Annotated in this window: 7 protein-coding genes and 1 pseudogene; 3 read left to right on the top strand and 5 right to left on the bottom strand. The window is 41.4% G+C overall.

All coding sequences use genetic code 11. The features are described 5' to 3' along the window. A pseudogene (locus tag ACEO2X_RS05670) lies at window positions 1-117 on the top strand (transposase); the annotation flags it as partial. Window positions 118-359: 242 nt separating this feature from the next. On the opposite strand, the gene ACEO2X_RS05665 reads toward ACEO2X_RS05670, so the two are convergent. Continuing rightward, entirely contained in the window at window positions 360-2183 is a 1824-nt protein-coding gene (locus ACEO2X_RS05665; RefSeq protein ID WP_154320290.1) for an acyl-CoA dehydrogenase C-terminal domain-containing protein, read from the bottom strand. A gap of 225 nt (window positions 2184-2408) precedes the next feature. On the opposite strand from ACEO2X_RS05665, the gene ACEO2X_RS05660 reads away from it, so the two are divergent. Beyond that, window positions 2409-4799 carry a hypothetical protein gene (locus ACEO2X_RS05660; protein WP_371971194.1) on the top strand — a complete coding sequence of 797 codons (2391 nt, stop codon included), beginning with the start codon at window positions 2409-2411 and terminating at the stop codon, window positions 4797-4799. A 102-nt stretch (window positions 4800-4901) separates the two neighbouring features. On the opposite strand, the gene aroE is transcribed toward ACEO2X_RS05660, so the two are convergent. The 3 genes from aroE to hemF form a co-directional block, all read right to left on the bottom strand. Continuing rightward, window positions 4902-5690 (bottom strand): shikimate dehydrogenase, encoded by a 789-nt coding sequence (gene aroE / locus ACEO2X_RS05655; protein ID WP_104852603.1) that lies wholly within the window; start codon window positions 5688-5690, stop codon window positions 4902-4904. A gap of 96 nt (window positions 5691-5786) precedes the next feature. Further along, entirely contained in the window at window positions 5787-5993 is a 207-nt protein-coding gene (locus tag ACEO2X_RS05650; protein ID WP_004974627.1) for a hypothetical protein, read from the bottom strand. 318 nt (window positions 5994-6311) lie between these two features. Further along, window positions 6312-7256 (bottom strand): oxygen-dependent coproporphyrinogen oxidase, encoded by a 945-nt coding sequence (gene hemF / locus ACEO2X_RS05645; protein WP_179997387.1) that lies wholly within the window; start codon window positions 7254-7256, stop codon window positions 6312-6314. Between the two features lie 231 nt (window positions 7257-7487). Here hemF and hemN point away from each other — a divergent pair, with 231 nt between their 5' ends. After that, window positions 7488-8861, top strand: coding sequence for an oxygen-independent coproporphyrinogen III oxidase (hemN, locus tag ACEO2X_RS05640; protein WP_096901232.1), 1374 nt, complete (start codon window positions 7488-7490; stop codon window positions 8859-8861). 44 nt (window positions 8862-8905) lie between these two features. Here hemN and ribA read toward each other — a convergent pair whose 3' ends face one another. After that, window positions 8906-9508 (bottom strand): GTP cyclohydrolase II, encoded by a 603-nt coding sequence (gene ribA / locus ACEO2X_RS05635; protein WP_004974633.1) that lies wholly within the window; start codon window positions 9506-9508, stop codon window positions 8906-8908. Between the last annotated feature and the right edge of the window lie 218 nt (window positions 9509-9726).

Genomic DNA, 9726 nt, shown 5'->3' with positions numbered 1-9726 from the left:
TGGAAGCAGATGAAATATTATTGGCGAGATTTTCAAGTCATGACAGCTGATAAAATAGAGCAATGGGTGGAGAGAGTATCAAACCAATTCGGAAAAGAATACATGTTTACTTTTTAATGACAGCTTATGTTGCTAGAAGACAAGGCTAAGAAGCGAATTGAATGAAACGACTAGAAATTTTATGTCTAGTGATTTTAATTTTTCTGATTTTATATCTGATTCAGTGGGTATTTCATGGTTTTCCAACAGCACATTAAAAGTAATTTTAATTGATGTGTAGATTCGAGTACTGACTTTCTGAAGTAAACACCAAAAGAGCGCATTACGCGCTCTTTTGATTTACATCTGCTTAGAATATTTTAGTAGTCAAAACTAAAATGTTCTGGTGCTAATGCAGTCATGGTTTTAGATGGATTGACCATTGCTTCTGCATGACCTTGGGTACGTGGCAATAAACGCTCAAAGTAGAAATCTGCAACTTTGATTTTGGCTTTATAGAACTCAGGTGTTTCCTGACCATTGCCTTCAGCCAATTTGGTCGAAGCCACAGCCGCTTGTTGCGCCCAGAAATAAGCCATCATCACATAACCAGAGAACATCAAGAAGTCTACTGAAGCACTGGATACGATGTCACGGTCTTTACGTGCTGCCAACATAATGCGCACGGTTAATGCGTTCCATTGAGCACATAGCTTGGTTAAGTCCCATGCAAAACGACGCATGTATTTGTTACGTGCATGCTGACCACAGAATTTCAAAATTTCAGCGGTATAGTCACGAATCACTTTACCTTTAGAGCTTAACAACACTTTACGACCAATCAAGTCGAGCGCCTGAACGCCAGTTGTACCTTCATATAAGGTAGAAATACGTGAATCACGTACAATTTGCTCCATGCCCCATTCTTTAATATAGCCGTGACCGCCGTACACTTGCATGCCGTGGTTGGCAGCTTCATAACCCATTTCAGTTAAGAAACCTTTTAAGATTGGCGTATAGAAACCTAAATGGTCATCATGCGCTTCAAAAGCAGCAGTATCACCACGCATTAAAGCGTCGTTCATTTTATCTGCCAATTGTGCAGCATGATAAATCATGGCACGACCACCTTCTGCTACGGCTTTTTGCGTTAAGAGCATACGACGTACATCGGCATGGTGAATGATTGCATCAGCTACTTTTTCAGGGTCTTTTTTACCTGAAAGCGCACGCATTGACATACGTTCTTTGGCATACGGCAATGCACCTTGGAATGCCAATTCTGCATGGCAAATCCCCTGAATTGCTGTACCAATACGCGCAGTATTCATAAAGGTAAACATGGCATGTAAGCCTTTGTGTGGTTCACCAATCAAATAACCCACGGCATTGTCAAAGTTTAGGACTGCAGTTGCAGACGCGCGAATCCCCATTTTGTGTTCAATTGAGCCACAAGTGACAGGATTGCGTTCACCCACCGTACCTTCTGCTGTTGGCAAGAATTTCGGTACGATAAATAATGAAATACCTTTCGTGCCTGCAGGTGCATCTGGGAGGCGCGCTAACACAATATGAATGATGTTTTCAGTCAGGTCATGTTCGCCTGCAGAAATAAAGATTTTGGTGCCTGAAATTGCATAAGTACCATCAGCTTGTGGTTCTGCTTTGGTTTTTACCTGACCTAAGTCGGTACCACATTGTGGTTCAGTCAAACACATGGTGCCTGACCAAGTACCTGCAACCAAGTGCGGTAAATAGGTATCTTTTTGCGCGTCTGTACCAAATTGCATAATGGTGTTGATACAACCCACGCTTAAACCTGGATACATTTGGAATGACCAGTTTGCTGTACCCATCATTTCAGATTTGATGAGGTTTAGCGACATTGGCAGGTTTTGACCGCCGTATTGTTCAGGGTAAGACAGACCTTGCCAGCCACCTTGCACAAATTGGTCATAGGCTTCTTTAAAGCCTTTCGGTGTGGTCACATTGCCATTTTCAAAATGACAGCCTTCTTCATCGCCTGATTGATTAAGAGGAGAAAGTACATTTTCACAGAAATCTGCTGCACCTTCCAAAATCATATCGACTGTATCTGCGTCCGCAAGTTCACCGTTAGAAAGATTTTTGTAGTGGGTCGGGTAATCAAGCACTTCGTTCATTAAGAAACGAATATCGTGTAATGGGGCTTTATATGCTGGCATAGTCTTAATCCTAATTTAGAAATAGTTTTGGATTATCTGTATCGATATGTTGATTATTCACACTCATGATCAAAAAACATTGATAAGAATAGCGAATAAAAATGTCAGAAATGCGAATAGTGAAAATTATTCACCTTACAAAAACGAATGAAGTGTTATGTTACAATGTATCATAATCTATATGTTTGAACAGACCAATCTATAATGAATATAAGGTGTTTAGCAATGAAGATACAATTAAAATATTTATCTTTATGTCTTTTTAGTTTAGCTGCTACAGGTTGTTCGCAGCATGTCATTAAGACCAATTCCAATCAGACGGCAAGTATAGAACAAAAGGCAATTACAGGGTTAAATGCCATCTTTGAAACGCCAAGTTATGACTTTCAGGGCAAATTACGGGTACAGAGCAATTTAGTTGAAGCAATACTAAAAGTAGCGGATGCTGCTCCTGCTACACTCGATCCTGTACTTAAAAAGCAATTAGATCAGTATTTAAAACAGCAAAAAGTCCGTTTAAGTACACAAGAAAAACAAAACTTATATACGGCAATGGCTAAGGAACAAAACTCTGCTTCCTATGCTGCAGGGGCAATCGAAAAATCGAGTCCTTTTAATTTTGTGTTAAATGTATTGAATGACACTCAGTTTAGCTACGATGGCTCGGTGCATTATCGGCAAAAAATTGCTGCTTTGAATGTGGCAGCACGTTATGAAAAACCGACACTTTTGGTGCAAATGAAAGTACCGATGGTGGTCGATTTTAATGAATATAAGTTCTATACCAATTATTTTTCTTTGTTGCCTTATTTGGTAAATAAAGATAGTCAAAATGACTTTGCCTATATCGACTTTTCTAAATACAAAGCCGATTTTGAGCGGATTAAAGTGGCACAATTTGCCGAATATTTAAAAGCCATGAATGCGGTGCCGTATGTATTGGCAGATTCTAATCACATTCAAAAATTATCTTTAACTGCACAAGAACGTCAGCAAAAAATTAGTGAAAAAATACGTTTGAACAGTAGCTTGGAAGATATGTTGCTGCAGCTTGCCATGTTTGATCAGGTCAATGCACCGTATTTGCAACAGACCGTATTGGGGCAGGCGACCACAACTGAAGATGCTACTGAGCAAGTTGAAACTACACAAGATACATCGGCCAAAGAAAGTGTTGAAGACTACTTGAAACACAATGAAACTGCTGAAGATTATGGCATGAGCCAAGAGGCTTTTGTGGCGTATCAAGCCACCCTTGCTTTACGTGATTTGGTCAGTCAGAAATTTTATGCAACTGAAACGACAGTGAGTAATGTGGCAGATTATTCAGCAGATGCCAGTGAAGATGCCATGATCGCAGCTGAACAAGCCGTTGAAGCGGCTGCTGAGCAGGCAGAAGATTCAGCAAGCACCGCAAGTATGCTAAGCGAACAAGACTGTCAGCATTTGATCGAAACAGCAAAAACAGCCAAAGTCGGGGATTTAACCTACTGTGCTTATGCCTATGAATTAGAAGCATTTAGTCCAAATCGTGCTGAGCAGGCACAATCGGTATTGGATGAGCACTTTGCTTCACCGCAAGAAAAGCTAGCTAAAGTTTTTGAACCATATCGTTCGGAACAATTGGTCGATGCCGCTGCTTTCGCAGCTTTGTGGCAAAAACATCAGGCTGAAATTCAACAGATTATGAATGCTACACCTAAAGATAAAAAAACACCGATGCAAATTGATGTGGCTTTAGATGATCAGGGGCGTGCTGCAAAAATTGATTATGCACTGCAATTTAAACGCGAAAATTACGGCACAATTCATGTGTATAACGATGTCAGCATTGCGAATTATGGGCAAGCCAGCAAAATTGACCGTAGTGCGCTGCGTCAAGCCAAATCCATTCAAGAAGTCAGTAAAGACTCAATTTTAGAAAAATGGGTGACAAATTTAGGGCGGACTTTGGAGCAGGAAACTGCAGAAAATAAAGATAAGACCACTGTAAAACCTGCCTTAAGTTATGATGAAGAATTAGCGCAGTTGGCACAAAAAACCTATCAACAAACAGAATCTTTTAGTCAGACTTATCAGACTTTATTTTTAGTGCACATGGCAGCAGAGCAAAGTACGTGGGTAAAAAATCTTAGTCCACAAACCTTGCAGGAAATGGCAGAAGTGTATGCCTATTGGTTCAGTGATGAGCGCTACTATGACCCGAAAGGTGCCGCGCTAAAACGGATTGAAGCTTTACAAGCCAAGCATCATTTAGAAGAAGATGAGCAATTCAATAATGCAATTGGTCGTCGTATCAATAATTTGACTGAAGATGCAGTCGATGAAAATAAAGTCGCACTTGAATGGCGTAAGCTGAAACAGCAATACAAGCAACCACAACAGATATTTGCTCAGCAATATTTAAAAGCCTATGAAGCAGCTTATGATTGGGATGTGCCTGACTTGGAGAATTTAAAGAAAACGGCACACATTTTGGGGCAGACGTATGTTGATCGTCAGCAGGGCAAATTGAGCCAAAATTCAATTCGCACTTTAACTGAAGATCAGGCTGAACAGATTGATTATGAGTTATATATGGATGTGTATGAAGATATGCAGAAATTTGTAAAATAAACCGTGGGTGAAAAATGGGCAATCAGCGTTCAACAAGATTGCCCAGTTTAAATAAAAAAATAGCCCTTTGCTGCTCAAGGGCTATTTTTATTTGGTGATGATTTAGAGGAAATCTTTTAATTCAGGTTTCACGCCATTCCAAATATAAAAAGATTCAATCGCCTGTCCGACCAGCATGCCAAAACCTTCCGATGTCGGTACGCCACGCGCTTTGGCTTGTTCTAAAAAGCTCGAAGGTTTGCCATAAGCCATTTCATAAGCAAAATTAAACTGCAAACACTCAGGCAAGGTGAGGGCATCTCCCGTTAAGCTGGCAGACGTCGCATTAATGGCTAAATCAAATTGACCTGTTAAATCGGTAAGTGCCATGGCTTGTAATTCTGCTTGCGGTACGGCAGCTTGTAGGTCAGCAACCAGTTGTTCAGCACGGGCAAGGGTGCGGTTGGCAATCACAATTTTTTTTGCGCCTGCTTGTACCAACGGATAAATTACCCCGCGGGTTGCACCACCAGCGCCAATAATCAAAATATCACTGTGCTCTAAATTCCAGCCCAAAGCACGAATGGCATCAACCAAACCCTGACCATCGGTATTGTCGCCATGCAAAACACCATCTTGCATCCACAAGGTATTGACTGCTTTGGCAATTTTGGCACGTTCGGTTAATACGCCACATTGGGCAAATGCTTGCTCTTTAAAAGGCACGGTTACATTCATGCCTACACCGCCCTGATTAAAAAAGTCTGCAACACTGTCTCTAAAACCATCAAGAGGGGCAAGGCGTTTGCTGTATTGCAGGTCAATGCCTGTTTTTTCTGCAAAGGCATGATGCAGTTCAGGAGAACGTGATTGTTCAATTGGGTTGCCAATCACGGCAAATTGTTTGCGCATTTGCCAAAATCCATGTGCTGAAATGTGCATCAATATACGTCAAATTCAGCGCGGACTAAAGCCTATGGTGGTATAAAACGGTGGGAGTCTTTGGACTTAAGGATTACAAATCTCTAAAACGGTTTCTAATACCAAAATAGTGGCAATCACGAACATGGCAATGCCCGCTAAAATGCTGCTACTAATGGCTAAGCCATCTGAAAGATGACTTTCAAAAATAAAGGTCATGCAAATTGAGCCAAGTAACATGGCAAAGGTTGCCCAAAATAAAAAGATTTTGTGTTTGAACAGCGGGCTAAACATGCGGATCTCCTGACAGATGTGGCGCAGTGTAACATAAGGCTTTGACAGTTTGATGAATTCGCCTTTGACTCATGGTTTGATGTATGGATAGTTAAATCCTATTTGTGCATGGTCGAATAGGGTGCGCGGTCACATCATCTATTAAAATCCATCCGCACTATCATGACAGTTAATTCATGCTGTGCATATTTATTGATTTGAAAATAAGCAATAAAGTTTGTAAGTAAAAAAGCGATTCGTGGAAGAATCGCTTTTTTGAACCTTGAATGTGATCTTTTTTACACTGCGATGTACGCAAGGTTTCACCAGTCGCGAGCTTTAACTCGTCTTGAGATTTAACCAATCGCGTGGTTTTAAGTAATAGTCGGTGAGTTTTTTCTCTGCGGAATCTTCTGCCCATTCAGGACGGTACGACCATCCCGCCAAGTTCGGTAAGCTGACTAAAATGGACTCAATCCGTCCACCTGTCTGCAAGCCAAATAAAGTGCCACGGTCATAGACCAGATTGTATTCCACATAACGTCCACGACGGTAAAGCTGGAACTCACGTTGTGCTTCGGTATAGGCTTTGTCACGATTACGCTCAAAAATAGGCAGAATTGCAGCCAAATAACCGTTACCCACCGCCTGAATATAGTTGAAACAGGTGTCAAAGTCCCATTGATTCAGATCATCAAAAAATAAACCACCCACGCCACGCTGTTCATCACGGTGCTTTAAATAAAAATAGTCATCACACCATTGTTTATGTTCTGCATAGACTTGATCGCCAAAAGGCGCACATAAGTCATGTGCTGTTTGGTGCCATGCCAACACATCTTCATCATTTGGATAAAATGGTGTCAGGTCAAAACCACCACCAAACCACCAAATTGGCGGTTGTCCTTCAGGTTCAGCGACAAATAAACGCACATTGGCGTGCGAGGTGGGTACATGCGGGTTTTTCGGGTGAATTACCAATGATACACCCATCGCTTGCGCAGGTACGCCTGCAATATTGGGATGACGCTCAGTTGCAGAAGCAGGCAGTTTTGAAATATTGATATGCGAAAACATCACCCCGCCTTTTTCAATGACTGTACCGTTTTGTAAGACACGGGAACGACCACCGCCACCTTCAGGACGTTGCCAGTCATCAATTTCAAACTGTGCGCTTCCGCCACCTGCCTGTTCTTGTTGTTCTAAAGCCGCACAAATTCGCGCCTGCAAATCGAGAAGAAATTCACGTACACGTTGAATATCCGCGTGAGTAGGATGCGACATGGCCACCTCAGGATAAAAATAAAATGGCTTACATCAAAACATAAAACTGTCTAAAAATTAAGGGGTTTATCCAGTTTGCTGCAAATCGCTCAGGCAATTGTGCAAGGTGCTTTGTATTTCAGCATGTATTCCGAGCAAAAGACTAGGTTGATTTCCATGCCTAAGCTCAGCACAATAGTTTTTACAATCTAAATTTTAGTCAGCAGCAATTAACTGAATGGGGCAGAGTGGATGACACAGCAGGCAAATTCTTTAATTCAAAAATACAATGTGCCTGGACCACGTTATACCAGTTATCCAACCGTACCTTATTGGGATGATGCTACTTTTTCAGCCGAGGCATGGCAGCAGACGCTGAAGCGTTCTTTTGATGAATCTAATGCCAGCGAAGGCATTAGTCTGTATATTCATTTGCCATTTTGCGAAAGTCTATGCACTTTTTGTGGCTGTCATAAACGTGTCACCAAACGCCATGAAGTTGAACAGCCATACATTCAGGCGTTATTAAAAGAGTGGGACTTATATTGCCAATTGCTCGAAAGCACTCCCATCATTAAAGAAATTCACTTGGGCGGTGGCACACCAACTTTCTTTTCTGTCGAACATTTGACGCAGCTCATTCAAGGCATTCTGGCAAAAGCCAAAGTGGCAGAACAGCACGAATTTAGTTTTGAAGGTCATCCCAATAACACCACCCGCGAACATTTACAGGCCTTATATGACTTGGGTTTTCGTCGGGTCAGTTATGGCGTGCAGGATTATAATGAAAAAGTGCAGCGCGCCATTCATCGGATGCAGCCTTTTGAGCATGTGCAACGTGTGACCGAGTGGGCGCGTGAAATTGGCTATGATTCTATTTCACATGATTTGGTTTTTGGTTTGCCCTTTCAAAATCTAGACGATGTACTGAATACCATTGAGCAGACCCAACGTTTAATGCCAGACCGTTTGGCATTTTACAGTTATGCGCATGTGCCATGGATTAAAGGCAATGGGCAGCGTGGTTTTAAAGATGAAGATGTACCTAAAGATGAATTAAAACGTCAGTGCTATGAAGAAGGCAAACAGCGTCTTTTGGCCTATGGTTATCATGAAATTGGGATGGATCACTTTGCCTTAGAACGTGATGGTATGTATCAGTCGTTTAAAAATGGTACCTTGCACCGTAATTTTATGGGCTATACCGCATCTAAAACGCAGCTTATGATTGGCTTGGGTGTTTCATCTATTAGCGACAGTTGGTATAGCTTTGCGCAAAATGAAAAAAGCATTGAAGATTATTATGCCCGTTTAGCCTGCAATGAAATTCCTGTGTTTAAAGGGCATGTGCTGGATCGGGAAGATTTGGTAATACGTCAGCATATTTTAAATTTAATGTGCAGCTTTGAAACGTCGTGGGCCAGTCCAGAATTGGCATTTCCTGAAATTGAGCAAGTGCTGCAACAGTTACAGGAAATGCAGGAAGATGAATTACTGCTCATTCAAGATCAGCACATTCAGATTTTGGAAAAAGGTAAACCTTTTGTGCGCAATATTTGTATGGCCTTTGATTTGCGTTTAAAACGCCGTATGCCGAATAATCGTATTTTTTCGATGACGATTTAAGTAAGTTGAGTAGAAATTATTTAATTCAAAAATTAAAAGGTGACTCAGAAGTCACCTTTATCATACATGTGCGCCATGCGTTCGTGTTTGGTTTGCAAATATTCTTCATTGAATGGATTTAGACCCACAGTTAAAGGCACACGGTCTACCACCGTAATCCCTTGTTCCTGTAATGCTTGAATTTTCAAAGGGTTGTTGGTGATTAAGCGCACAGCTTTAACCTGCAAATGATCTAGCATAATGCTGCACATATCATAGCGACGTGCATCGGCAGGTAAATTCAGCATTAAATTGGCATCCACCGTGTCATGTCCTTGATCTTGCAGGGCATAAGCACGAATTTTATTGGTCAAGCCAATCCCGCGACCTTCTTGGCGTAAATATAAAATCACACCTTGTCCTGCGTCATTAATCAGACGTTGAGTGGCTTGAAGCTGTGGGCCACAGTCGCATTTTAAAGACGCGAAAGCATCGCCAGTTAAACATTCTGAGTGAATCCGTACCAGAACGGGCTGGGTTGGCGCAGTGTCCAAACCTTTGGATAATGCCACGTGTTCTTCGCCAGTTTCAGGATCTTGAAATACCGTAATGTTGAATTCACCAAATGCGGTCGGTAATCGTGAGGTTGCGACAAACTTAATCGGCACTGTTTAACTCGTGAAATAGTCGATAAATTGTTTAAAGTATAGCGTAATGCTCAGACATTAGTAGAATAGCGAACACGAATTTATACAGAAGATTTTCTTTTTTGTATAAAGCGCACGATAATGGTTGATAAATAGTTAGATTATTCAGGATAATCTACCCACCCAACGTGTGCCCAACTGAAATCACTGCTCAAAACTACATCGCTAGAAATGTGGCT

Source organism: Acinetobacter sp. AL9 (assembly GCF_041464035.1).
GTDB lineage: Bacteria > Pseudomonadota > Gammaproteobacteria > Pseudomonadales > Moraxellaceae > Acinetobacter > Acinetobacter towneri.
Note: the sequence above shows the minus strand (reverse complement) of the source record. Positions and strands in the feature narration are given on the sequence as shown.